Origin of the sequence: Planobispora longispora, assembly GCF_016863135.1 — a bacterium.
GTDB lineage: Bacteria > Actinomycetota > Actinomycetes > Streptosporangiales > Streptosporangiaceae > Planobispora > Planobispora longispora.
The window spans coordinates 374,636-397,098 of the sequence record NZ_BOOH01000019.1 but is presented as its reverse complement, the minus strand read 5'-3'; the positions used below and the strand labels follow the sequence as shown (position 1 = coordinate 397,098).

Below are 22,463 nucleotides of genomic sequence, written 5' to 3'. Positions count from 1 at the left end.
ACGTCCCGGATGACCTCTGTGGCGCCGAGGCCGGCGCGCGGCGCGCGTGCGGCGTCGGGGAAGCCCTTGAATGAGGTGGTCGTCTCGTGAACTGGCTGCCGATCGTGCTGCTCGGGGTGCCCTTGGCCGGGGCCGCCGCGCTCATCGTGCCGTCCCGGCTGGACGGCGTCGCCAGGGGGCGGCTGCTCCGTGTCCACGGGCTGGCCGTCTCCGGGATCACGTTCGCGCTGTCCGTGGTGCTCGCGGTCGCCTTCGACTACGGTGACGCGGCCCGGATGCAGTTCGAGACCGACATGGCGTGGATCCCCGGGCTGGATCTCAGGTTCCACCTCGGCGTCGACGGGATCTCGCTTCCGCTGGTCGTGCTGACCGCGCTGCTGACCTTCCTCTGCTTCGTCTACCTGGGCTGGGGAGACGCGGGCGGTCCCGGGCAACTGCTCCGGCCCGCGCCGGGAGGCGACAGGCCGCGCGCCCTCGTGTTCACGCTGCTCGTCCTCGAAGTCGGCATGATCGGCACGTTTCTCGCCCTCGATCTGCTGCTGTTCTTCGTGTTCTTCGAGGTCGTCCTCATCCCGATGTACTTCGTGATCTCCATCTGGGGAGGTCGCGCCCGGCGGGCGGCGGCGATCAAGTTCATCCTCTACACCCTGCTCGGCTCGGTCGTTCTCCTGCTCGGACTCCTGCTCATCTGGGCGCAGACCGGCACCCTGGACGTCACCGCCCTCGCCCGGGCCCACGGCACCGGCATGTCGCGCTCGGTGCAGATCGTCGCCTTCGTGGCCGTCGGCATCGGCCTGGCGGTCAAGACCCCCATGTGGCCGCTGCACACCTGGCTGCCCGACGCCCACACCGAGGCGCCCACCGTCGGCTCCGTCCTGCTGGCGGGCGTGCTGCTCAAGATGGGCACCTACGGTTTCGCCCGCATCGCGATCCCCGTCCTGCCCGACGGCGCCGCCGCCGTGGCGCCCTGGCTCGGCGCGTTCGCGGTGGTCGGCATCATCTACGGCGCCCTCGCCTGCCTGGCCCAGCGCGATCTCAAACGGATGATCGCCTACTCCTCGATCGGGCACATGGGCTTCGTGCTGCTCGGTTTCGCCACGCTCACTCCGGTCGGCGTCAACGCCGCGCTGTTCGGGAACATCGCCCACGGACTGATCACCGGCCTGCTGTTCTTCATCGCGGGGGCGATCAAGGAGCGCTACGGCACCGCCGACATGCCCGCGCTGGGCGGAGGCATGCTGGCCCGACTCCCGCACCTGGGCTCCCTGCTGACCTTCACCTGCATCGCCTCCCTCGGCCTGCCGGGCCTGGCGGGCTTCTGGGGGGAGATGCTCGCTCTCCTGGGCGCCTACGAACCGGCGCCCGGCCTGTCCCGCCCGCTCTTCCTGGCCTTCATGGCCGTGGGCGGCATCGGCGCCGTGCTGACCGCCGCCTACTTCCTGGTCATGCTCTCCCGGGTCACCCACGGCCGGCCCGTCGAGACCGTCCACGCGCCCGCGCTCGCCGGGTCGGGCCCGGCGGAGGAGGCCACCCCGTCCGAGTACGGCGCGCCGCTCCCCGCCGGGACGTCCGGGGCCCGTTCCATCGGAGCCGGGATCGACACCGTGAACTCCGTCGACACCGTGAACTCCGTCGACGCCGGGAGCTCCGGAGCCGGTGCCACGGGCTCCGGAGGCGGGGCCACCGGTCCTGCAGACGAGAGCGACTCCGGCGGGAAAGACGGGCGGTCCAGACTCCGCGCGGTCGGCAGCGGTGACGGGTTCCGTGACGTCATGAGACACGAGCTGGCCGCCTGGACGCCGCTGATCGGGCTGATCCTGCTGTTCGGCCTCTGGCCGAAGGCACTTCTCCTCGTCACCGATCCGGTGGTCCGGACCCTGGTGGGAGCGCCATGATCCAGCAGATCGACTACTACGCGATAGCACCACCGCTGATCCTCGCGCTGACCGCCGGGCTCGTCCTGCTCCTGGACGCCTTCCTGCCCCGCAAGCCCCACGCGCGAGCCGTGCTGGACGGGGTCACGCTGGCCGGTGTGCTCGGGGCGCTGGGCTTCGTCGTGTCACAGGCTCTGCGGGACGGGCCCGCGATGCGGACCTTCTGCGTTCCCGAGGGTCTCACGGGCCCCGCACGGGCCGGGCTCGGCACGCTCGCCCCCGCGGGCGGGGAGAACACGGCGGGCGGGCCCTTCGGCGCGGCGGCCGGTCCCCCGTGCTCGTTCGTGGTGGACGGCTTCACGCTGGTCTTCGCCGGTCTCGCGCTGGTGGCCGGAGTGATCGTGATGTTGATGTCCATGGCGGAGCTCTCCTCCAGGGACATCCCCGTCGGGGAGTGGTACTTCCTGCTGCTCTGCGTCCTCGTCGGCGCGGTCACCCTGCCCGCCGCCCGGGACCTGATCATGCTGGTGGTCGCGCTGGAGCTGGTCTCGCTGCCGGTGTTCGCGCTGACCGCGCTCAGACGTTACGACGGCCGGGGCTCCGAGGCCGCGGTCAAGCTCTTCCTGGTCTCGGTGGTTTCCACCGCGGTGATGCTCTTCGGGGTCTCCCTGCTGTACGGCATGACGGGGACCGTCTACCTCGACCGGCTGGCCAGGACGCTCCAGGCGTCCGTCCCCTGGTCCGTCGAGGGCCTCGGCCGGAACCAGGCGATCTTCGGCGTCGGCGACCCCGGCCAGGCCCTTGCGCAGGCCGCCGGGCAGACCTCCTCCCTTCCCGCGCACACCTCGTCGCTCCAGATCGCCTACGACCTGCCGCCCGTGGTCTCCGTGGCCGTGGTGCTGGTCATCGCCGGGTTCGCCTTCAAGGTCGCGGCGGTGCCGTTCCACGCCTGGGCGGCCGACGTCTACCAGGGGGCTCCGCTCCCGGTCGCGGCGCTTCTCTCGGTGATCTCCAAGGCGGCGGGGTTCGCCGGGCTCATCCTCGTCCTGGTCGCCGCTCTGCACAGCCAGATCGCCACCTGGGCCCCGATCATCGCGATCATCGCCGCGTTGACCATGACCGCCGGCAACCTGCTGGCGCTCCGGCAGCGCAACGCCGTACGCCTGCTCGCGTGGTCCTCGGTCGCCCAGTCCGGTTACATCCTCGCCCCGCTCGGCGTCGAGGCCCCCGAGGCGGTGGGAGCCTCGATCGCCTACCTGGTCTTCTACGCGGCGATGAACCTCGGGGCGTTCACCGTGGTCATGCTGGTGTCGCGGTGGAGCGAGCGAGGAGAGCTCGACGACTACCGGGGGCTGGCGTCCCGGAGTCCGGCGGCCGGGCTGGCCCTGGCGTTCTTCCTGATCTGCCTGGCCGGTCTCCCCCCGGGGCTCGCCGGGCTGTTCGCCAAGATCGTGGTGTTCCGGGAGATCGTCGACGGTGGCGGGCCGTGGCTGGCCATCGTGATGGCGATCAACACCGTCGTCGGCCTCTACTACTACGTCGCCTGGGCCGTGCGGGTCTTCACTCCCGCCCGCGTGGCATCGGCTGACGTCCCCGTGACACGTGAGACGGAGATCGCGGTCACGGGAGAGACCGGCGCGGGGACGGGGCACGGCGGCGCGGTCACGGAAGCGGGGGCGGAGAAGAGCTCCGGCGACCCGGTCATGAGAGAGGCCGGCGCGGGGACGGGTTCCGGCGGTGCGGGAACGTCCGCCGGAACGGGCGGTGCGCGCGGCGGGTGGCTTCCCGTCGGCGTGGCGATCGCGCTGGCCGGAATCGTCGCGGTGGCGTTCTCGGTGGCGCCGCAGCTGGTGCTCGATCTGGTGCCCGCCCTCTTCACCGCCTCCCGGTAGGCCGGGAGGCGGCAGCGGCGCCGCCCGCCGTACGACAGGGCGACGATCGAGCGATGTCGCCCGCCGACCGGAACGGAGCCGGGATCAAGCCGGAACGGGGGAGCCGCCGCCGTCCGGCGGCACGTCGGTCGGTAGCGGCTCATGTACGCAAGGAGAGGGCCGCCCCGCACTCCCGGCCCTCCGGCGCCCGGCTTCCCCGACGCGGTCCGGCTCCTCCGGGAACGTTCGGCCAGGCTGGAGACGTTGGCACTGTGGAGCGGTAGCAACCGAGAGGGGTATGCAGTGCACCACAACGGTCTGCGTACCGCCTTCCTTCTGGGAGTCCTGTCCGCGGTGATCATCGCGGTGGGGGCATGGCTGGGAGGCGGTGCCGGCGTACAGATCGCGGTTCTGATCGCCTTGCTGGCCAACGGCGCCGCCTACTTCTTCTCCGACCGGATCGCCCTGTCCGCGATGCGGGCCCGCCCGGTCGGGGAGGTCGAGCAGCCGGTGCTCTACCGGATCGTGCGCGAGCTCTCCACCGAGGCCCGCCAGCCCATGCCCCGGCTCTACGTCTCGCCGACCATGCAGCCCAACGCCTTCGCGACCGGCCGCAACCCCCGTAACGCCGCGGTCTGCGTGACCTACGGCATCACCCAGCTCCTCGACGAGCCTGAGCTGCGCGGCGTCATCGGGCACGAGCTGTCCCACGTCTACAACCGGGACATCCTGATCTCCTCGGTGGCCGGAGCCCTCGCCTCGATGATCACCTATCTCGGCTATGTCGGGCTGTTCTTCGGAGGCGGCGACGATGACGAGGGACCGGGCTTCCTCGGCGCGCTCCTCATGATGCTTCTCGGCCCGGTCGCCGCCGGGATGATCCAGATGGCGATCTCCCGCTCCCGCGAGTTCCAGGCGGACGAGTCGGGCGCCAGACTGACCGGTGACCCGCTGGCCCTCGCCTCGGCGCTGAGGAAGATCGAGATGGGGGCGCGGCAGCTGCCCCTGCCGGAGAACGGGCGTCTCGCCTCGACCTCCCACCTCATGATCGCCAACCCTTTCCGGGGGACGGGCGTCGGCCGGATGTTCTCCACCCACCCGCCCACCGCCGAGCGGGTCGCCCGCCTGGAGCGGATGGCCGGCTACCGCCGTTAAGGCATGTCCGGCCGTGCTGCCCGCGCCGGGACGCGGGCCGCATCCATCACATGACGATGCCGGGGATCAGAATGTGGGGGAACGGCGGGTAGCTGTCCAGCATCCGGGTCTCGCCGGTCGTGACGTCCACCGCGTAGACGGTCTTCTCATCCTCCTGCGGAGAACGATCGGCCGACTGCGGAGAACGATCGGCCGACGTCACGGCGGCCATGGCCATGACCTCGGTGTCGTTGAGCCAACTCCTCAGGCGGATGACGGCGGTGTCCTCGGGCAGGCCCCGGACCCGGACCCTGCCCTGGATCTCTCCCCCCGCGGCGGTTCAGGCTCGCGACCACCACGGCCGTGGCGACGGCCGCGGCCGTGGACGCCGGCACCGCGCCCGCCCGTAGCCTCCGTCTGCGCCGACTTCCCCGGACCGCTCGGTCGGCGAGGTCCACCACCGGAGCCTCTTCCGCGATCTCGTTCAGGGTGTCGCGCAGCCGGGTCAGTTGGAGCGGCCGTACTCGGGCGGGTCGGCACTGGGAAGTTCTCTCCGTATCCGGCGCCGCCGGGAGATGTGCTGGTTGATCAGCGCCTTGCGGGTGTACGCCTCGGGACTGCCGCTGCGCAGGAGCTTGGACCACTGCCCGGCAACCTTGATCAGAACGCTCTGCAGCAGGTCTTCGGCGAGGTGGGCGTCCCCCGTGAGCAGGTACGCGGTCCGGATCGGCGACTGCTGGCGGGCCCGTACGAGCTCACGGAAGCCGTCATGACGGCCCAATACGGCCTCCTCTCGCCCGTTACCAACGCGGGTGAGGGCCGCAGAGGTTGTAACCCCTTCCCGGGAATCTTCGTGTTCTCGGGGCTACGGCTCGGGAGTGGTGGCTCAGGAGTGGTGAACGACCGGGTCGGTCTCCCCCGGGGAGAGGCCGGGGATGCCGTCGATGCTCTCGCGGTTGTTCTTGGCCCGGTAGGCGCGCTTGGCATGGGTGTCCTTGCGCTGCGCCCACTCGTCCAGCAGCGTGCGGTCCTGTTCGAAGGACATGAAGGGTACGGAGAAACCGCAGGAGTCGGCGATGCGGTCACAGGTGACGACGATGATCGACCGGACGCCCGGGTGCGGGCCGAACCGCTTGAGCAGCTCGGGGAAGCCGGGGTCCTCCGGGACGACCACCCGGCCGGTGCCGTACAGCCGCACGATGTTGGGCGGCCCGGAGAACGCGCAGAACATGATCGTTATGCGGCCGTTCTGGCGCAGGTGCGCGATGGTCTCCACGCCGCTGCCGTCCAGGTCGAGATAGGCGACCGTGGTGTCGTCGATGACGCTGAAGGTGTCGGCGTATCCCTTGGGGGAGACGTTGACGTGCCCGCCCTGCTCGGGGGCGGTGGCCACGAAGTAGACCGGCTGCGCTCCGATGAACTCGCGCAGCCGGTCGTTGATCCTGTCATGAATTTTCCCCATATAGGGGAAGATAGTTGGCGGTCACTCGCCGGGCAGCCACCAGGTCCACGTTCCGCCCTTGACCTTGTAGGAGTCCAGCGTGCGGGTGGCTCCGGTCTCGGGGTTCACCGTGCGCTTCACGGCGGAGGCGGAGTCTCCGTCCTCGCCTTCCCGGGAGGTCCAGAGCGTGAGCTTGCCGGCGGAGTCCCAGAAGAGGCGCTGCCCGTTCTCGTTCTTGGGGAGGCCGAGCGCGACCGCGTCGGAGACGGTGTCGGCGGCCAGGTCGTAGGTGTGCAGGCGATGCTTCCGCGACGCCCCGGTGACGATCACCGTCACCGTGTTGCCGTCGTCGGACAGCGCGACCGGGGCGTTGTTGGACACGAGCTGCGGGACGACCTGGCCGGCGGTCTTGCGCCCTTGGGCGTCGAAGACCGCGAACTCGGTGGTGTTGTCATCGGTGAAGCGGCTGGTGAGCAGGTGGGCGCCATCGGAGCTGAAGCTCAGCACGCTGTTGGCGGCGGGAAGCTTGACGACCTTCCCGGTCCTCAGGTCGGCGACGAGGCTCGGGAGCGTACCGGCCTCGTCGGAGTAGTCCACCACGACGATCGAGCCGTCATGGGAGAGCGTCGTGTCGACCTCGGACATGCCCAGTCCCTTGGGCAGGGTGGCGGCCTTGCCCGGCAGCGGGCGGACCTTCCCGCTGTTCACGTCGCGGACGACGAGCTTGCCGCCCTTGAAGTAGTTCACGACGCGGCCGTCGCCGCTGACCGCGAACAGAGCGGCGGCGCTCTTGTCCACCGCGCCCTTGGCGTTCTTGGGGTTGACGCGCGCGTCGGTCAGCTTGACGGTCTTCCCGCTGCGCATGGTCAGCGTCCAGTCGCCGCAGGGGACGGTGTAGTCCTTCTTGGGACAGCTCTTGATCCAGGCGTAACGGACGCTGTCGGACGAGGACGAGGACGAGGACGAGGACGAGGTGGCGGAGGCGGCTCCCGTATACGCCTGCGCCGGAGCGGAGATCAGTGCGGGGACCGCTGCGGCGGCGGCCAGGGCGAGTACGGCGAGGCCGCGTGGAGGGTTGCTCGGGGTCATCGGGCGATTCCTTTCGTCACCTGGTAGATGTCGGGCGGAGACGAAAGGTTGGGTCACGGATCAGCCACGATGGGGTTCGCGGAGGCGTCCGGGGCCGGCCCGGATCCGCCGGACGAGGCCCGGGGCACAGGGGAGGACGCGTGTCCTGGTGGACGGCGCCCTCGGCCGTGTGCCCCGGATGTGCCCTCCCGGGCAGGCGGGACTCCGAATCAGCGGCATCGCATGCCTCGGTCGTACAGCCGAAACCGCCAGGCGTCACGACCCTGCGGACCCTACGAGTTCAATCGGAGTAAGCCTGGCGCTGTTACCATTTCGCAGCGAATGGCCATGTGACCATTCCGTCTGATCGCTCGTCTGGGGTGACGTGACCATTCAGCGACCACGGAGGCCGTCATCATCGAGGAGCTCTATCGCGAGCATTGGCCGCTCGTGTGCGGGTTCCTCCTACGGCGTACCCGCGACCCGCATCTGGCGGAGGACCTGGCCCAAGAGACCTTCGTCAAAGCGACTCGGGCCCTGCTCGGCTGGCGAGGTGACAACGCTGCCGCATGGCTGCTCACCATCGCCCGGCACGTGCTCATTGATCATGCCCGGCGTAAGCGGCTCGAAATCCCCCTGCCCAATGCGGACGAGATCGGCGCGCCCGAATTTCCCGCGGACGCCCTCACCGTACGCCAAGTACTCAAGGGGCTGCCCGAACAGCACCGCAAACTGCTCGTCGCCGTTTACTACGAAGGTTTCTCACTGGCTGAGGTGGCTGCCATGACAGGGCGCTCGCCCGCCGCGGTCAAAACCGCTGTGTGGCGTGCCCGCAGCGCCTTCGCTGACAGTTATGGAGCCCTCCAGTGCTAGAAATCCCCGACTTCGATCCCAAGAAGATGCGCAGCGCGATCCGGCGTGGTTACTTCCGGGCCGCTTTGGTCTTTCTGCTGGTGGCCAGCTCCGTCATCGTGTCGAGTCATTTGGCTACCGACTTGCTGCAGCGACGCCACCCACTCACCGATCCGCTGCTGACTGTCATCGAAGGATCGCTGCGGATGAGCGACCCTGCTTTCGAGGTGGGCTACCGCGACTCTCGCCGCGGATCGTTGACCACCACCTACCTCTACGACCGTCGGCCGCTTCGGGCCGCTGGAACCTTTGTGGAAGAAGCGGCGGACCAGGTTGAGGTAGACGTCGGTCTCTTCGGTGACATCGAGTCCCCGCCACGCCTGCCGTACATCCGCTCCCGCCTCGCCGACGTCCTGGGGAAGCTCGGCACCGGCAAACCGACGAAGGACTCAGCGGAGGCCGCGCTGAGCATCCTCCCGGAGGACATGACAGCGCTGGCCGTGGTCGAATTCGCCCAGCCGCTCACAGCAGACCAGGCTCGCGCGTTTGTGGAAGAGCACAACGCCTTCCCGGCCCGGGTGGTGTATGGCGTACAGCGGGGCTCCACCCCGATCGTCTCGGGGCCCGAGATGTTCCCCGACCTGAAAGCGGTGCTCACCAACACGGGGGAGCCGGGCACCACCGTTGAAAGGGTGGTGACCGGCCCCATCTACCTGGCCGAGGGATTGGCGGAGCTGCGCCGGTGGGTGGGCACGCTGGGTGATGACGACGCGTCGACTCTGGCCGTGTTCAACCTGGATCTGCCACGGCTGAAACAGGCAGCCTCGCAGGGGCTCGCGTACGCCTACATAGATGAAGCTCAGACAGTCAAGGAACTGCGCACCCTGCTCAAAGACCCGCAGGTGCGCAGTGTGCAGGTGGCCGACCTCGCCTACAATCTCGACATCGAGGTCGTAGATCCCTGATGAGCCAGCTCGCACTTGGCGGCCTCGCGAGACTGCGCCACGAGCCGTGTCCCAGTAACCGAAGTACCCCAAGCGTGAATCGTGTCCGACTCCTGTGTACGGTTCTCAAACTTCCGCACGCCGTACAGTTGCCAACTGCTCAGTGGCCGGCAATGCGCCCAGGGCACACGAAAGGCCGACGCTCCGCAGGTGGGAGCGGTCGGCCGTGTGCCGTGGATGCGTCCTCCAGACGAGATCTAATCACTGAGGCCCAGCTCAGAGCCTCAGAAGACCCCGATCTCAGCGGTAGTTGGTGAACTGGAGGGCGACGTCCAGGTCCTTGCCCTTGAGCAGGGTGATGACGTCCTGGAGCTCGTCCTTCTTCTTGGAGCTCACCCGCAGTTCGTCGCCCTGGATCTGGGCCTTGACGCCCTTCGGCCCCTCGTCCCGGATGATCTTCGAGATCTTCTTGGCGTGCTCCTGGTCGATGCCCTCCTTGAGGGTGACCACGAGGCGGTACTCCTTGCCGGAGAGCTTGGGCTCGTCGGCGTCAAGGATCTTGAGTGAGAGGCCCCGCTTGATCAGCTTCTCCTTGAACACGTCGAGGACGGCGTTGGCGCGCTCCTCGCTGTTGGCCTTGATCTCGACGGCCTTCTGGCCGCCGGACCAGGCGATGCTCGCGCCGGTGCCTTTGAAGTCGAACCGGTGCCCGATCTCCTTGACCGTCTGGTTCAGCGCGTTGTCGGCCTCTTGGTGGTCGATCTTGCTGACGATGTCGAACGATGAGTCCGCCAAAACACAATCCTCTCTGACCTGCAAAAACACCTATCCCACATCCGGTTCCCAGGTGCCTCGGACCTCGAACCGAGGCGGCGTCCGGTTCCCGGTGCGGTAGACCTTCACGTAACGAATCAGCCTAGCCAGCATCTCGCGTCGCCGCTGCGGAGGCAGGGTCTCCCACTCCGCCAGGAGTCCGCGCACCACCGGCTCGTGGTCGATGCCGGCGGCCCGTTCCTCCTCCTTCGCCTTGGCCAGCTCGACCTCCAGCGCGGCCCGGGCGACCAGGAGCTCGTCACGCAGCTCGTTGTAGATGCTCTCGGGTACGGCGTGGTCGCCCAGCTGTCGCTTGAGCAGCTGCTTGAGCTCGCCGTCGACGCGCACCAGCTCCCGAGTGACGCGCTCGCGGTCGGCCGCCGCCGAGATCCTCAGCGCTTCGCGCGCGGCCGCGACCCGGGCCCGGGAGTCCAGGTCAGCGATGTGCTCGCCGAGCCTCTCCAGCACCGCCTCCTCGGCGTCGACGCGCTTGCACCACACGCCCGGACAGACCTCCGGGCGCTGCCGGAAGATCGTACAGCGGTAGCCGAACCCCCTGACCCCCATGCCGTTGGCGGCCGACAGGGCGTACCCGCAGTGCCCGCACTTGATCAGACCGGCCAGCGGGTAGATGGCCTGCTTGGTGCGCGGGCCCATCTCCCGGGTCCGGTCGCGCCGGCGCAGATACTGCTCCCACACCTCCTGGGAGATGACGGGCGGCTGGGAGCCGGGCAGGTAGGTGGCCTTCTTGCAGCGCATCGGCTGGCCGCACCGGCACGCGCGGTCATGCTGGCGCAGCCAGCCGGCGCCGAACCCGGAGTCGAGGATCTGCAGGACGGTGGCCATGTGCCACTGACCACCGCGGACCGTCCGGTAGCCGCGGCTGTTGAGCCAGATCACCAGCTGGTGGCTGCCCTCGCCGGCAACGTAGCGCTGGTAGAGCTCGGCGAGCACCGGGCCGGTCTCCGGGTCGATCTCGTACCGCTCGCCGAGCGGGTCGTCCGGGTCGCGCCGGTAACGTCCTGGTCGGTCCAGATCAGGAATGCGGCCCTTCCGGACATACCCGAACCTTTTGCCGCCGGTCCCCGGGAGCTGTCTCTCCACCCGGTTGGCGATCGCGGCGGACCAGTTCTCGCCGATGATGTCGGACTGCATCTCGGCGATGGCGAAGGCGTTGGTCCTCGAGTACTTGCCGACGGCCGTCTCGGCGTCGTACGGCTCGGTCGCGGACTGGACCTGACCGCCGACCTTCTCGACCAGGTGCACGTTGGCCAGGGATCCGACGGCGTTGCGCCCCCAGCGGTCGTAGCGGTAGACCCCGATCTCGCGAGCCTCGCCGGCCTCGATGGCCTGGATGGCCTCCTGGACCCGGCGCTTGAAATTCCGGCCGGTCTCATCCAGGTCCTCGACCCACCGGACGATGCGCCGGCCGGTACGGCGGGCCCAGTCCGTGATGGCCGAACGCTGGATGTCGGGAGAGATCATCTCCTCACGGGCCATGCTGACCCGGATGTATCCGATCACGGGGATGGGCTCCTCCGGATCGGCGGGCTGGGCGTTTCTCGGCATGACGATTCCTGCTGCGTCCGGAGGTAGGGAAAGGACGGCGGCGGCTTGCTGGTAGGGACAACAAGCCGTCGTCCTCGTGGTGCGTTCTTACGGGCTTACGGGTCCGTGCGCGGGCCCATGCCGCCCAGGGCGCTGAGCCGCTCGGTGATCTGCCCGTGCAGGTGGGTCGCGCGGTCGAACAGTTTCTGCCTGCGACGCTCGCTCCGGTAGGCCATGTAGACCAGACCGGTGGAGACGCCGCTGCTGATCAATTTCGCTGGGATGTCGCACTCACCGATGACCGGCAGCACCGGGCCGATGATGGCGTATGCGTGAGCGGAGACCCACAAGATCCCTGCGGAATATCGGGTCAGTCGCAATATCGGGTACCTCCCCCTGGAATTGAGCCGTGCTCACAGAACGACGCTCTAAGGGGAGTCACTGGTTTACCTGGTGTTTCAGCTTTTACCTATGAAATTCGCGCAGTAGTCATTACGCTGCGTTTTGTAACGATTACTGTATGGATATATTAGGACTAGTCCGAAATGGGTGGCTGGCCGTCCAGGAGTCGGCGCCATCGCTCCAGGCGCTCCACTTCTTCGCGGCGCATCTCTGCCTCCCAGCGCGCCCTGTCGCGCGGGCTCATTTTCGACAGCGTGGCTTCGAGTTCGGCCTGAAGGGCGGCGAGGCGCTCATCCTCAACGTCCGGCCGGCCCGCCGAGGAGGGCTGAGGCTCGGATTCGAGGATGCCCGCCAGGCGCAGTGCCTCCTCGTGGGCGATCCCGAGCGCGTCGGCGACCGCAATGACCGTGGCTGACTGCGGGGGGCGCGGCTGTGTCGCCCACTGGGTGATGGTGCTGCGTGCCACGCCGGACCGTCGCCATAGCTCGGAGACGGTCCACCCCTTCGTGGCCAGGGCGCGCTGTACCGCCTCGAAGAGGGGGTGGGCGGGTCCTTGTACGTTCCCCTGCACGTCTCGGCTCACGAAGTCAGTTGTAGCACGTTGCATGGAATCGGCCATAAGGATCCTCATGGGCATCCAGGAGTTGAAGGTGGTTGCAGTAAGTTGAAGTAAGTTGTAGCGTCCTTCTCAAGACGCTCCAACTCACTTCAGGAGTCGCCCCCGTGTATCTCTCAATGCGACAGGCCTGTCAACGGCTTCGTCTCTCCCGATGGACTGTCACCAGGCTGATCCAGGACGGATCGCTGCAGGCCATCAAGTCCTCCGAGGCGCCGAACGGCCACTACCGAATCTCGGAAGAGTCGCTTCAGCGCTACATCTCGCTTCAGACGGTACCGGCGCAGGGCGCCCGATGAGCGCCGTCCCCTTCGATCAGGCGCTCACCGAAGCAGCGCAGATCTTCGCCGATGCCCGCCGCCGGCGGGACTCCCTCACCCCGGAGCAGGCCGCCGCCGAGGCGTACGTCCCCGGTGGTCGCTCCGTCGAGGAACTCACCGAACTGATCCGCGCTCAGCGCGCCGAGGCCCGGGCCGAGCGCCTGGCCGCCGAGGCCCGCCAGCTCGCCACCTCGGCCTGAAAAGAAAAGTGCCCGGCCTGAGCCACCAGACCGGGCGGGTGTCGGAGGACCGACACCTCACCGTAGCAAGGAGGATCGCAGTGACCCACACCTCTGCCGAGCGGCTCGCCCAGGTCCAGAATCACTGGCCTGTCGGCTCCCGAGCCCGGCACCCCTACCTCGGCCTGACCGGCACCGTGGTCGGGCACGCCCGCGACCACGAGCGGTCCGCGCTGGTGCTGATGCATTTCGACAACGGCCAGGACCACTGGATGCGGGCCGAGCGCCTGCAGTTCGCGATCGGCCGGACCACCCGCCAAGTGCTGCTGGGCGCCGCCGGCCTCATCGCGCGCAACGGCTGGATGGCCGGTGACTGCGTCGATTACGACGCCTACCCCGACACGCCCGCACACCTGTGCCCCCTGTGCACGCTCGGCGCGATCGCCGTCGCGGCCGGCCTGCCGCCGCACCTGTGGGACGGCGACGCCGAGCTCGACGAGCTGGACGAAGCGCGCGTGGTCCTGGCCGCCGCGGCCACCAACAACCTCGCGCTCCACCTCGGCCTGATCAACCAGCAGACCCCCGCCACCGTCCACGCCCACGACCTCATCAGCGAGGTCTGGAACGATGCCCCCGGCCAGACCGCCGAGCTCGTCATCTCCGCTCTCGCGCAGGCCGGGCGGGTCTCATGAGCGCGGATGTCCCCTTCCCCCGCCTGAGCGGAGTCGAGGTCCCCTTGGGACCGTTCGCCAACGCCCCCGCGGTCCGGCCGTACACCGAGGACGACCGCGAGGACGCGCGCCAGGTCTTCCATGAGTCGCTGCGTGGCCTGCCGTTCGGCGTCTACGACCAGATGATCGTCGGCTGGCTTGCACAGACCATCGACCCGGCCGCGGTCATCACCATCGCCTCCCTCATCGAGCGGGCCCGCGCGGCGGGGGAGCAGTGACCGATTCCGAGATCGCCTTGGCCGTCGCCACGCCCATCGTGGCGGCGGCCGCGCTGCTCTACCTCCTCGCCGAGCTCGCCCAGCTCGGCCTCGACCGGCTGCAGCAACGGCGGACCCGCCGCACCGCCGCTCCGGCCGACTCATCCACCGGCCGCGGCCGGCCTTCCGAAGGAGTCCAGTCCTGTGAACTTCCCCGCTGACGCCTACCCGCCCGCGCTCTACTCCGCCAGCCAGCACACCACCCCGGACACGATCAGAGTCGAGTCCACCGAAGACGCCATCATCGTCTGGCTCACCGGCCTGATGATCGGCGTCCCCAGGACTGCCGACGACACTCGCCTGCATGCCGCCCTCGACAGCGCGTGGCGGATGGGCCAGGCACTGGAGCGGTACGGCTCGGAGATCCGCGCGGAGCTGGAGAGGCGCGAGCGCGAGCGCGCGGCCGAGGTCCTGGCGGCCGCGGCGCGGGCTACCAAGGGCCCGACCAGCCAGCCACTGGTCGTCGACGACCTCCGTTACTGCAACGGCTGCGGGGGCCCGGTGGGGAGGGCGACCCCGGTTGAGCAGGCCCGGGCCGCGGAAGGGCTGGAGCTGCCCGACGCCCGGGTGGAGTGCCGGAACTGCACCCCGCAGGCTGAGCCGGCGTTCACCGCGCACCTGATGCCCGTGGACACCGACGTCTGCGCGGAGCATGACGAGGCGATCGCGGCCCGCGGCGATGGCTGGCGGCACATCAGCGACGGCCAGATCTGCCCGCCCGTCAGCGAGATCGCAGACCGCGACGCCGAGGGGAGCGGCGTCGGATGCCACTGACCGAGACCGACGTCGTCGTGATGCTGTCCATCTGCCTGATCGGGTTCCTGGCGATGGACGCGATCACACGCGGCTCACCGATCCGCCGGGTCCGCCAGCGCTGGGCCGAGCGCCGCATGCGCCGGGCGACCGAGCGGTGGCTGCGCGACCGGCAGGGGGAGCAGTGAGCTGGACCACGGACGTCACCTTCACTGGCTGCGTGCATCGCGTCCGGGTCCTGGCCCTGGTCGTGTGCCTGTCCGTCATCGCCGTGGTCATCGGCGGTCAGCCGTGAGCGGCCGAATGCGGGTGACCGTGACATGGGAGATGCCCGACCGGCCGGCGGAGACCTTCCTGCGCTGGCTGGACCGCTGGCTCACCGGTGAGCTTCGCGCGGTCAACGTCCCTCGGCCGGTACTGGTCACCTCGGAGCCGATCACGCCGTCCCGCGGCCGCGGCCGTACCGGTCCCCGCAGGCGGGCCAGGGGCGGCGCATGAGCCACTCATCCGTACCCGAGTACGTACGCGACTGGCGGGATGGGGCGGCCTGCGATGGCCTGCCGACCGACCTGTTCTTCCCGTCCAAGGCGGCCGGCTCATTCGACAAGCGCTGGTGCCGTATCTGCGAGGTCCGCAAGCAGTGCCTGAACTACGCGATGCGGATTGAGGGCGCCGGTCCCCGCCATGGCCTGTGGGGCGGCCTGAGCCCCGCCGAGCGCGACGCCCTGTACCGGCACCGGAACGGCACCGCATGACCCGGGCCTGGGACGGCGGAGAGGGAGCCGCCGCCCGGGCCCGTACGGGCCTGCCGCGGCTGCAGGGCACGGCAGGCCCGCTCACACACCCGGATGCACGAACTCAAGGGGGACGCGTGACCCTGCCGGAGGACTGGCCGGACCGCAACGACGCGGACGGCCAGGACGAGATTGAGATCGGCTACCGCGACGCCGCGGACGCCGACCACTTCGCGCGCGTGCAGAACTACGTGCTGGACCATCCCGAGTGCGGCCGGCTGGAGAAGGACGCCTATATCTGCCTGGTCCGCTACACCAGCTGGACGACCAGGCGCACGAAGGCCACCCGCGAGAAGCTCGCCGCGGTCATGTCGATCTCACCCGACACCTTCGACCGCGGCATCAAGGGGTTGGTCCGGCTCGGGATCGTCGAGGTGCTCCGCACCCGCGACTCCCAGGGCCGCTGGCGCACCTCCAGCTACATCCTGAGGGACACCGCCGGCGCTCGGGCCCGCGCTCGAATTATCGAGCTGGAGCAGGCGCTGGAGCAGGCGAAGACCGCCACGCAAACCGGTGCAACGTCATCATCTGCGCAGGCAGAGACCACTCCGCAAAATGCGGAAACGACAGAAGATGACAAGGCCGACGAATCGGCCACCCATTCCGCAATTTGCGGGGTGGACCACTCCGCAGATTGCGGAACCGTCCACTCCGCAAATTGCGGACAGTATCTAGAGGGGTTAATAGGAAGTACTAGAGAAGATCAATTTCGAGAAAAGTCAAAAGCAGAACAGGTTCTCGCCGAAGGCGCCGTAACGCGCCGTACCGCGCGCGACGCCGCTACGGCGCCTTCGGCGAGGAAGGAAGATCTCGACTCCGAGCAGCTGGCCCGGGCGACCTTCTCGAAGATCTCCGACCGCTACCGCGGCGCCCCGCCCTCGATCTGCCGCGCCATGGTGCTCACCATCGAGCGCGCCCTGGCGGGCGGCATCGGCCCGGCCGCGGTCATCGTCTACGTCCGACGCTTCGCCGCCGACGAGACGCTGCCGGCGACCCGGCATGTGCACCACCTCGACCAGACGCTCACCCGGCTGCGGGCTGACATCAAGGCCGGCGACACCTGCTCCGGGTGCGGGCACGACCCGAGCGACTCCTACGGCCCCATCTGCGAGCGCTGCCGTCCCGACCGCACCGAGCTGACCGAGCAGGACCTGGCCGACCTGGCGGCCGCCCGGGCGCACCTCGGCGAAGGGGCCTCGGCGTGAGTGAGCCGCTGCTGACCATCACCGCCTACGGCACCCCCGTCGGCCAGGGCGCCATCTCCCACGGCCGCCACGGCCGCGGCTACCACTCCAACGCGGCCACCCTGCTGCCCTGGCGGGCCGCCGTCGCGGCCGCGGCGATGCGGACCGCCGGCACCCACGCCCACCAGCCGCCGCTCGGCATCGCCCCGCGCTCCGGCCCGTGCCTGCGATGCGGGATCCGCCGGGCCGAACACGGCCTCCTGGACGGCCCTCTCGCCCTGGCGGTCGACATCGCCCTGCCCATCCTCAAGAGCGACCCCGACCGCGCCGAGCCGACCACCCGGTCCTCCCACGACTGGGACCACCACGCCCGAGCCGTCGGCGACGCCCTCGGCGAGGCCTCGATCTGGCGCGACGACTCCCAGGTCGTCGACGGCCGCCTGCGCAAGCGCTACGTCGGCCACCCCGACGCCCTGGAGCGCCCCGGCGCCCTCATCCGGATCTGGAAGGCGAGCTGATGTCATGCGCCCACGCCGTCGGCGGCCGCCGCTGCAACGCGCCCAGAATGCGCCTGTACGCCTGCGGGCGGCGCTGCGCCTCCCATACCCCGGCCGCCCTCGCTGGGCGCCCAGAGCCCGGCGTGGGCGCCTACTGCGCGCCCTTTCGCTGCTACTGCGGAGGTTGCTCATGATCCCCACCCGACGCGAGCTCGGCCACTGCCGGGACTGCCGCCGGCTGATCCTGTGGACGATCACCGACCTGAACAAGCGGATGCCCGTCGACCCAGAGCCGGACCCAGAGGGCAACCAGGCGGTCTGGCGCGACGGCCCGCGGATCTGGCGGGCCCGCTCCCTGGACGGCCGCGGCGCCCCCGAACTGCGCGAGTGGGAGGACCGCTTCAAGCCCCACTTTGCGACCTGCCCCGCCCGCCAGGCCCAGATGGCGATCCCCGGCCTGGCCACCGTGACCCGGCTCGACGACCGGCGCCGAGCTCAGACCCGCACACCTCACCCGTAGGAGAGCCATGACACGTGACCTGATCGTCTACCGCAGCACTCACCCCCACGTCCTGTCCGCCTGGCACGGAGTGCGCAAGCGGTCCGAGGAGATCTCCCAGAAGCGTCGGGCTCTGCTGGACTCGTGGGGGTTCGAGGGGCGCCCGTCGCTGGTCACCGATCAGCGGATCCTCGGCGTCGAGCACCTCCCCGAGCACGGCCCCATCCCCGAGGGCTGGAAGCTCGACCGCGTCACCGAGAACGCGATCGTCCCAGACCGCCGGCGCCGCGTCGGAAGGGAGATCCACCGGCAGCTGAGCGAGCTGAACATGCCCGACCCCAGGACAGCGCTGACCGGCGGCATGCCCAGCATGGCCTGGGACATCGAGACCAACGCCCATTACTGGCCCGGCGTCCGCCTGATGGCCGGCGCCCTGTACGTGCGCTGGCGCTGCGACCCCGAGGCGATCGAGCAGCGCGACCAGATCAACCCCGAGGTCTGGGAGCGCGTCCCGCTCTCGGAGTTCTACCGGATCGTGGAGGCCGAGACCGCCAAGGAGGCGTTCAACCGTGGCTGATCAGCCCTCGCTCACCGCTGAGACCCTCCGCACCACTGCGGAGGCCCTCGGCCTCACCGTGTCCGCGCCGTACCGGATCGGTCTCGGTCACGATCTCGACCGGCTGTGGCTGCGCATCAAGCAACGGAACTGGGGCTACGCCCGGTACACCCTGCGCCTGATGTACCACAGCGCCCGTGACGGCTCCTGGTGGGGGCTGTGGCAGTGCGAGGGCACGCTGGGCCTGCGGGCCCGCCGCGGTCTGACCGCGGCCGCGGCCGAGCGCCGCATGCTGGAAGACGAGATCGGCGAGAAGCTCGGCTACCGCAGCGCCTACCAGCAGAGGTGGGCACGTGGCTGAGCTGATCCGCATCGACACTGAGGCATACCAGGTGTGGAAAGGCGACCAGGAGATCCGCCTCTCCCTGACCCGGTTCCACCTCCTGGCCACCCTGATAGCCAACGCCGGCTGCGTCGTCTCCCGCCGCCAGCTCTACCTCGCGGTCTGGGGCCATGACTGGGGCACCCTCAGCAAGACGCTCCACATGCATCTGGTCTGGCTACGTCGCGCCCTCGGTGACGACGCCAGGCAGCCGACCTACATCACCACGGTGAGCGGCGTTGGCTGGCGATTCGAGGCTTCCATGGTCGCGCCCAGCCCTGAGGTCTCCCACGACGCCGTGCAGGCCGCCGCTGTTGCGATCCTCAACGCCTCCTGCCTCTGCAAGGACGACCGCGACGACCTCCGTTTCACCGTCGAGGCACACGGGGGGTGCTTCCACTGCGAGGCCCACACCGCCCTGGCGGCCGCTCTCCCAGCGCTCACCGCCCGATCCATCCGCGCAGAGCGGACCCGGGCCATCCGCCTCATCCACGAGGTCCTGGTCCCGCCCGCCGACGACCCGCCCCCGGACGTCGCCGAGCTGATCCGACGCATCGAGGGAGGCCGACCGTGAGCCGCTGGTCCGACCTCATGGACGCCCACTACGCCGAGCTGTACGCCCAGGTCCCCGACGTCGGCTGCAAGGGCCTGTGCTCCGACTCCTGCGGGCCCATCGACATGCACCCCTACGAGCGGGCCCGCATCCGCCGCGCCGGAGTCCAGATCCCCTCCCCGGCCGCTGCGCTGAAGCAGATGGCCACCATCGGTGACTACACCTGCCCGGCCCTGGTCGACGGCCGCTGTTCGGTGTACGAGATCCGGCCGATGATCTGCCGGGTCTGGGGCGCGTCGGAGGCCCTGCCCTGCGAGCACGGATGCCAGCCCGCCGGCGGCCGCCTCACGGAGGCGAAGACCCGCCACCTGGTCAACGCCTCCACCGACCGGGCCGGCCCCGGGCGTGAGCCACCCCACCCGACTCCGCCCACCCTCGACCACTGCAGGAAGCACCCATGAGCCGATACCACGGCCCTCACCACAAGGGCTACAGCAAGCAGCTCAAGGCACTGAAGCGGGCCGAGGCCGAGGCGCGCGCCGCGGCCACCCCGCTGGAGCGGATGCGGGCCACCCGGCGCCTGGTCGAGGACGTACGGCGGCCGCCGCGCGAGCCGCTCCTGGTCCACGACGTCAGCACCTGGCGGCCGTGGCAACGCCCCGGGTTCTTCGACGAGCTCTTCGCGTGGCTGGCCCGTTACGACATCGACGAGCATGTGACCTACCGCCTGGAGATCTGGCAGGTACGCGGGCTGCACGCCTGCGTCTTCCAGTACCGGACCAGCGGCGGCGACTTCTTCCTCGACCCGGCGACCGGTGACATCGCGCGCAGGCCGCCGTACCTGGTGCCCGTCGATACGATGCCACCGGCCCTGCCATGACCACCCCCACGCCGGTCACGGACCACGAATGACCCCGGCCGAGACCGTCGCCGATCTGGCCGCCGAGCTCGGGCAGCTACTGCCCGAGCTGGTCGCCCTGCTGCCCGAGCCCGTCGCCGACGCCACCACCGGCAGCAGTCAGCACCACAAGGTCACCGGCTCGCCCGCGCCCTGGCACGCCGAGGCGGCCGGCGTGCTGTTCACCATCCACGCGGGCGTGCGAGACCTGGAGCAGGACCTGATCTACGTTGTATCGGGTCAGCTACGAGATCGCCGCGGCGGATCCGACGGCAACACCCTCGCAGCGCTGGCCGCCATCACCCGGCTGGTCCACGGCGCCCCCGAGACCCGCACCCGCCAGGTCCAGGCCACGCTGAGCGGCTGGATCCACGCGGCCTGTCAGGTACGCGACATCGGCCGGGCCGAGCGCTGGATCCCCATCCACGTGCCCGCCGGCGAACTCCCGCCGGCCTGCCCCTACTGCAGCACCTACAGCATCCGCCTTGCCCAGGAGTCCGGCCGCGTCCGCTGCGCCAACGGCCGATGCCGTGACATCGAGGGCAACCCCCCGCGCGGTCGCCTCGACCGCAACCAGCTCAACGGCTCGGCGCTGATCGCGTGGCGCGACGGCCGCCAGACCTACTACGGATAGGAGTGATCCCGATCGCCCCCGATCACGACGGATGGACCGTGTATGACGCGGAAGATCTGCTACACCCCGCAATGACCCAGACCGAAATACGGGCGATGATCGTGCTTTTCGGGATCAACCCCATCGGCACCCGGCGTGAGCCCGGCCGTGCCGGTCGCGCCCCGGTCACCTACAACACCACTGCCCTGCAGGTCGCGCACGCCGCTGTGATCAGGACACGTGTTGACCTTCAGCGAATTGATGTGGCCTAATTGGCGCTGACGAACCATGTCCGAAACCCGGCCGCGAGCCGGGTTTTCGCATGTGAGGGCACGGCCGAAATGGTCCAAGCCCTACGCATCCTGGACTCTCCTCACATCCCCGGGCAGATGCCCGCGCACAACCGTCCGCCCCTGGTCTGGCTGCGGTGCCAGGGGCGGCGCTACCTCCTGCGGTGGCACCACCGCGACGGCACCTGGTGGGCCGAACTGCAGCACCTCGCCCTTATCCCCGGACCGCGCCCCATCCAGGTCACCCAGACCTGGCACCCGGCCGGCGACGTCGAGCGGATCGTGGGCGAGAACTACAGCCAGGTGCCCCGAACATGATCGGAGACGCATGCGCCTGACCCAACGCGTTGAGGACCAGGTTGTCGAGGCCCTCGCCGCGGCCGCGCTCGGCGAGAGCCTCGATCACGAGGTGAGCCTGGTCTACCAGGTCGGCCCGAACGGCCCGGTGCCGAGCATCGTCATTCTCATCGTCGGCCGCGGCATCGCCCTGGGCGAGGTCATCAGCGCCACGCCGATCGTCATCCCGACACCCGCCCCGGACGCTGAGCTGGTGGCCACCAGCGTCCGCACCGCCGTCACCGCCATCCAGGCCGAGCGCGCCCGCCAGACCCGCGAGGTGCCCCTGCTCGGTGTCCCGCGCTGACGAAGAACTCCCACTAAGGGGGACGCTCAGGGACGGGTAGACCAGCTCCCGCCCGTGGCGGCACGTGCTGGCCGGTCGCCACAACCGCAAGTGGCTCCCTGTCCCCCCACAACCAGGAGTCGGCGCCGCACCACGGCTGGGCGCCGACTCCATCTCCTACGACATCATCGCGCTGGGTGATCCCCTAGAGGATGTAGCTCGGCTGGTATCCCGATCCGTACACCCAGCGCAGCCCTTCGGCAGGGTAAGCACCGCTCGGCAGCCCGAACCACTGAGTCTTGCAGCGGTAAGCCGCCACAAAGCGGGCCTGGCCGCCGCTCGCAGGTACGCCCTTCACTTCGACGTACGCCTTCAGGGCTGAGCCTGTCCACACGCCGTTGATGCTTGACGTCGACACGCCTGTTCCAAACACATCGACGCGAACGATGCTGTGGACACCGCGCGGGCATCGCCACGACCCGACCTCGATACCCACGATTCGGGTCCCCGCCGCGGCAGCCGCGGTAGGGGTTGCGGTGAAGAGGGATGCGGTCAACGCGGCTACGGCCGCGGCCGCTCCCAGACGTAAAGGTGATCGATTCATGAAGCTCCTCACTCCCTCGCCACCTATGGGATAAACGGAACGTAATTTTCCCGATGCTGACCGTCAATGGAACGAGCCATGCCACATGCCTCTAGCGACTCTGTAAACCAATCGCGCGTCATGAGAGTCGCGGGTTTCTCTGCGCACTTCGACTCCGTCTTTCACCAG

The 22,463-nt window shown here is 69.4% G+C and carries 35 protein-coding genes; 25 read left to right on the top strand and 10 right to left on the bottom strand.

Annotated features, from left to right (window positions below; genetic code table 11):
* Window positions 1-86: 86 nt before the first annotated feature.
* The 3 genes from Plo01_RS13020 to htpX all read left to right on the top strand — a co-directional run bounded on the left by Plo01_RS13020 (window position 87) and on the right by htpX (window position 4,900).
* Window positions 87-1,895 (top strand): complex I subunit 4 family protein, encoded by a 1,809-nt coding sequence (locus Plo01_RS13020; protein ID WP_239316215.1) that lies wholly within the window; start codon window positions 87-89, stop codon window positions 1,893-1,895.
* Window positions 1,892-3,766: an NADH-quinone oxidoreductase subunit N gene (locus tag Plo01_RS13015; RefSeq protein ID WP_203890795.1), complete on the top strand. Its 1,875-nt coding sequence runs from the start codon at window positions 1,892-1,894 to the stop codon at window positions 3,764-3,766. The genes Plo01_RS13020 and Plo01_RS13015 overlap by 4 nt, the downstream gene beginning before the upstream one ends.
* Window positions 3,767-4,048: 282 nt before the next feature.
* Entirely contained in the window at window positions 4,049-4,900 is an 852-nt protein-coding gene (htpX, locus tag Plo01_RS13010) for a zinc metalloprotease HtpX (RefSeq protein ID WP_203890794.1), read from the top strand.
* A gap of 46 nt (window positions 4,901-4,946) precedes the next feature.
* On the opposite strand, the gene Plo01_RS13005 is transcribed toward htpX, so the two are convergent.
* The 4 genes from Plo01_RS13005 to Plo01_RS12990 form a co-directional block, all read right to left on the bottom strand.
* Window positions 4,947-5,111: a hypothetical protein gene (locus tag Plo01_RS13005; protein WP_203890793.1), complete on the bottom strand. Its 165-nt coding sequence runs from the start codon at window positions 5,109-5,111 to the stop codon at window positions 4,947-4,949.
* Window positions 5,112-5,384: 273 nt separating this feature from the next.
* Complete coding sequence (locus tag Plo01_RS13000; RefSeq protein ID WP_239316213.1) at window positions 5,385-5,660, bottom strand: sigma factor; 276 nt, start codon at window positions 5,658-5,660, stop codon at window positions 5,385-5,387.
* 105 nt (window positions 5,661-5,765) lie between these two features.
* A complete protein-coding gene (locus Plo01_RS12995) occupies window positions 5,766-6,341 on the bottom strand; it encodes a pyridoxamine 5'-phosphate oxidase family protein (RefSeq protein ID WP_203890792.1) in 576 nt (191 codons plus the stop codon).
* Between the two features lie 21 nt (window positions 6,342-6,362).
* Window positions 6,363-7,409 (bottom strand): hypothetical protein, encoded by a 1,047-nt coding sequence (locus Plo01_RS12990; RefSeq protein ID WP_203890791.1) that lies wholly within the window; start codon window positions 7,407-7,409, stop codon window positions 6,363-6,365.
* Window positions 7,410-7,802: 393 nt separating this feature from the next.
* Between Plo01_RS12990 and Plo01_RS12985 the strand changes: the two genes are divergently transcribed.
* Both Plo01_RS12985 and Plo01_RS12980 read left to right on the top strand, forming a co-directional pair.
* Window positions 7,803-8,261 (top strand): RNA polymerase sigma factor, encoded by a 459-nt coding sequence (locus Plo01_RS12985; protein ID WP_307837378.1) that lies wholly within the window; start codon window positions 7,803-7,805, stop codon window positions 8,259-8,261.
* The gene (locus Plo01_RS12980) at window positions 8,255-9,205 is read left to right on the top strand and encodes a hypothetical protein (protein WP_203890789.1); all 951 of its coding nucleotides are present in this window, start codon (window positions 8,255-8,257) and stop codon (window positions 9,203-9,205) included. The genes Plo01_RS12985 and Plo01_RS12980 overlap by 7 nt, the downstream gene beginning before the upstream one ends.
* Window positions 9,206-9,484: 279 nt before the next feature.
* Here Plo01_RS12980 and Plo01_RS12975 read toward each other — a convergent pair whose 3' ends face one another.
* The 4 genes from Plo01_RS12975 to Plo01_RS12960 form a co-directional block, all read right to left on the bottom strand.
* Complete coding sequence (locus Plo01_RS12975; RefSeq protein ID WP_239316211.1) at window positions 9,485-9,979, bottom strand: YajQ family cyclic di-GMP-binding protein; 495 nt, start codon at window positions 9,977-9,979, stop codon at window positions 9,485-9,487.
* Window positions 9,980-10,009: 30 nt separating this feature from the next.
* Entirely contained in the window at window positions 10,010-11,566 is a 1,557-nt protein-coding gene (locus tag Plo01_RS12970) for a recombinase family protein (protein ID WP_203890788.1), read from the bottom strand.
* Between the two features lie 95 nt (window positions 11,567-11,661).
* Window positions 11,662-11,856 (bottom strand): hypothetical protein, encoded by a 195-nt coding sequence (locus Plo01_RS12965; RefSeq protein WP_203890787.1) that lies wholly within the window; start codon window positions 11,854-11,856, stop codon window positions 11,662-11,664.
* A gap of 224 nt (window positions 11,857-12,080) precedes the next feature.
* Window positions 12,081-12,554, bottom strand: a complete 474-nt coding sequence (locus tag Plo01_RS12960; protein WP_275415383.1) for a helix-turn-helix domain-containing protein — start codon at window positions 12,552-12,554, stop codon at window positions 12,081-12,083.
* Between the two features lie 128 nt (window positions 12,555-12,682).
* Between Plo01_RS12960 and Plo01_RS41295 the strand changes: the two genes are divergently transcribed.
* The 18 genes from Plo01_RS41295 (at window position 12,683) to Plo01_RS12870 (ending at window position 20,800) form a co-directional block, all read left to right on the top strand.
* On the top strand, window positions 12,683-12,862 hold the full coding sequence (locus tag Plo01_RS41295) for an excisionase family DNA-binding protein (protein ID WP_373871683.1): 180 nt from the start codon (window positions 12,683-12,685) through the stop codon (window positions 12,860-12,862).
* Window positions 12,859-13,083 (top strand): hypothetical protein, encoded by a 225-nt coding sequence (locus Plo01_RS12950; protein ID WP_203890784.1) that lies wholly within the window; start codon window positions 12,859-12,861, stop codon window positions 13,081-13,083. Before Plo01_RS41295 ends, Plo01_RS12950 begins: the two co-directional genes overlap by 4 nt.
* 80 nt (window positions 13,084-13,163) lie before the next feature.
* The gene (locus Plo01_RS12945; protein ID WP_203890783.1) at window positions 13,164-13,754 is read left to right on the top strand and encodes a DUF6197 family protein; all 591 of its coding nucleotides are present in this window, start codon (window positions 13,164-13,166) and stop codon (window positions 13,752-13,754) included.
* Window positions 13,751-14,011, top strand: a complete 261-nt coding sequence (locus Plo01_RS12940) for a hypothetical protein (RefSeq protein ID WP_203890782.1) — start codon at window positions 13,751-13,753, stop codon at window positions 14,009-14,011. The genes Plo01_RS12945 and Plo01_RS12940 overlap by 4 nt, the downstream gene beginning before the upstream one ends.
* Window positions 14,008-14,211 carry a hypothetical protein gene (locus tag Plo01_RS12935; protein WP_203890781.1) on the top strand — a complete coding sequence of 68 codons (204 nt, stop codon included), beginning with the start codon at window positions 14,008-14,010 and terminating at the stop codon, window positions 14,209-14,211. The genes Plo01_RS12940 and Plo01_RS12935 overlap by 4 nt, the downstream gene beginning before the upstream one ends.
* Window positions 14,195-14,824, top strand: coding sequence for a hypothetical protein (locus tag Plo01_RS12930; protein ID WP_203890780.1), 630 nt, complete (start codon window positions 14,195-14,197; stop codon window positions 14,822-14,824). The genes Plo01_RS12935 and Plo01_RS12930 overlap by 17 nt, the downstream gene beginning before the upstream one ends.
* On the top strand, window positions 14,815-14,991 hold the full coding sequence (locus Plo01_RS12925) for a hypothetical protein (RefSeq protein ID WP_203890779.1): 177 nt from the start codon (window positions 14,815-14,817) through the stop codon (window positions 14,989-14,991). The genes Plo01_RS12930 and Plo01_RS12925 overlap by 10 nt, the downstream gene beginning before the upstream one ends.
* A gap of 121 nt (window positions 14,992-15,112) precedes the next feature.
* Window positions 15,113-15,301: a hypothetical protein gene (locus Plo01_RS12920; RefSeq protein WP_203890778.1), complete on the top strand. Its 189-nt coding sequence runs from the start codon at window positions 15,113-15,115 to the stop codon at window positions 15,299-15,301.
* Window positions 15,298-15,558 carry a WhiB family transcriptional regulator gene (locus tag Plo01_RS12915; protein WP_203890777.1) on the top strand — a complete coding sequence of 87 codons (261 nt, stop codon included), beginning with the start codon at window positions 15,298-15,300 and terminating at the stop codon, window positions 15,556-15,558. Before Plo01_RS12920 ends, Plo01_RS12915 begins: the two co-directional genes overlap by 4 nt.
* Before the next feature lie 116 nt (window positions 15,559-15,674).
* On the top strand, window positions 15,675-16,802 hold the full coding sequence (locus Plo01_RS12910; protein ID WP_203890776.1) for a hypothetical protein: 1,128 nt from the start codon (window positions 15,675-15,677) through the stop codon (window positions 16,800-16,802).
* Entirely contained in the window at window positions 16,799-17,299 is a 501-nt protein-coding gene (locus tag Plo01_RS12905; RefSeq protein ID WP_203890775.1) for a RusA family crossover junction endodeoxyribonuclease, read from the top strand. The genes Plo01_RS12910 and Plo01_RS12905 overlap by 4 nt, the downstream gene beginning before the upstream one ends.
* Window positions 17,300-17,468: 169 nt before the next feature.
* On the top strand, window positions 17,469-17,798 hold the full coding sequence (locus Plo01_RS12900) for a hypothetical protein (RefSeq protein WP_203890774.1): 330 nt from the start codon (window positions 17,469-17,471) through the stop codon (window positions 17,796-17,798).
* Between the two features lie 7 nt (window positions 17,799-17,805).
* Entirely contained in the window at window positions 17,806-18,354 is a 549-nt protein-coding gene (locus Plo01_RS12895; RefSeq protein ID WP_203890773.1) for a hypothetical protein, read from the top strand.
* The gene (locus Plo01_RS12890) at window positions 18,347-18,694 is read left to right on the top strand and encodes a hypothetical protein (RefSeq protein WP_203890772.1); all 348 of its coding nucleotides are present in this window, start codon (window positions 18,347-18,349) and stop codon (window positions 18,692-18,694) included. Before Plo01_RS12895 ends, Plo01_RS12890 begins: the two co-directional genes overlap by 8 nt.
* On the top strand, window positions 18,687-19,289 hold the full coding sequence (locus Plo01_RS12885; protein ID WP_203890771.1) for a winged helix-turn-helix domain-containing protein: 603 nt from the start codon (window positions 18,687-18,689) through the stop codon (window positions 19,287-19,289). The genes Plo01_RS12890 and Plo01_RS12885 overlap by 8 nt, the downstream gene beginning before the upstream one ends.
* On the top strand, window positions 19,286-19,729 hold the full coding sequence (locus Plo01_RS12880; RefSeq protein ID WP_203890770.1) for a YkgJ family cysteine cluster protein: 444 nt from the start codon (window positions 19,286-19,288) through the stop codon (window positions 19,727-19,729). The genes Plo01_RS12885 and Plo01_RS12880 overlap by 4 nt, the downstream gene beginning before the upstream one ends.
* Window positions 19,726-20,148, top strand: coding sequence for a hypothetical protein (locus Plo01_RS12875; RefSeq protein WP_203890769.1), 423 nt, complete (start codon window positions 19,726-19,728; stop codon window positions 20,146-20,148). The genes Plo01_RS12880 and Plo01_RS12875 overlap by 4 nt, the downstream gene beginning before the upstream one ends.
* Before the next feature lie 28 nt (window positions 20,149-20,176).
* On the top strand, window positions 20,177-20,800 hold the full coding sequence (locus tag Plo01_RS12870) for a hypothetical protein (RefSeq protein ID WP_203890768.1): 624 nt from the start codon (window positions 20,177-20,179) through the stop codon (window positions 20,798-20,800).
* Window positions 20,801-20,859: 59 nt separating this feature from the next.
* On the opposite strand, the gene Plo01_RS12865 is transcribed toward Plo01_RS12870, so the two are convergent.
* On the bottom strand, window positions 20,860-21,069 hold the full coding sequence (locus Plo01_RS12865) for a hypothetical protein (RefSeq protein ID WP_203890767.1): 210 nt from the start codon (window positions 21,067-21,069) through the stop codon (window positions 20,860-20,862).
* 99 nt (window positions 21,070-21,168) lie between these two features.
* Here Plo01_RS12865 and Plo01_RS12860 point away from each other — a divergent pair, with 99 nt between their 5' ends.
* Together Plo01_RS12860 and Plo01_RS12855 are read left to right on the top strand one after the other, a co-directional pair.
* The gene (locus Plo01_RS12860; protein WP_203890766.1) at window positions 21,169-21,387 is read left to right on the top strand and encodes a hypothetical protein; all 219 of its coding nucleotides are present in this window, start codon (window positions 21,169-21,171) and stop codon (window positions 21,385-21,387) included.
* Window positions 21,388-21,397: 10 nt separating this feature from the next.
* Window positions 21,398-21,712, top strand: a complete 315-nt coding sequence (locus Plo01_RS12855; protein WP_203890765.1) for a hypothetical protein — start codon at window positions 21,398-21,400, stop codon at window positions 21,710-21,712.
* Window positions 21,713-21,896: 184 nt separating this feature from the next.
* On the opposite strand, the gene Plo01_RS12850 is transcribed toward Plo01_RS12855, so the two are convergent.
* Entirely contained in the window at window positions 21,897-22,187 is a 291-nt protein-coding gene (locus Plo01_RS12850; RefSeq protein ID WP_203890764.1) for a hypothetical protein, read from the bottom strand.
* Window positions 22,188-22,463: the final 276 nt, after the last annotated feature.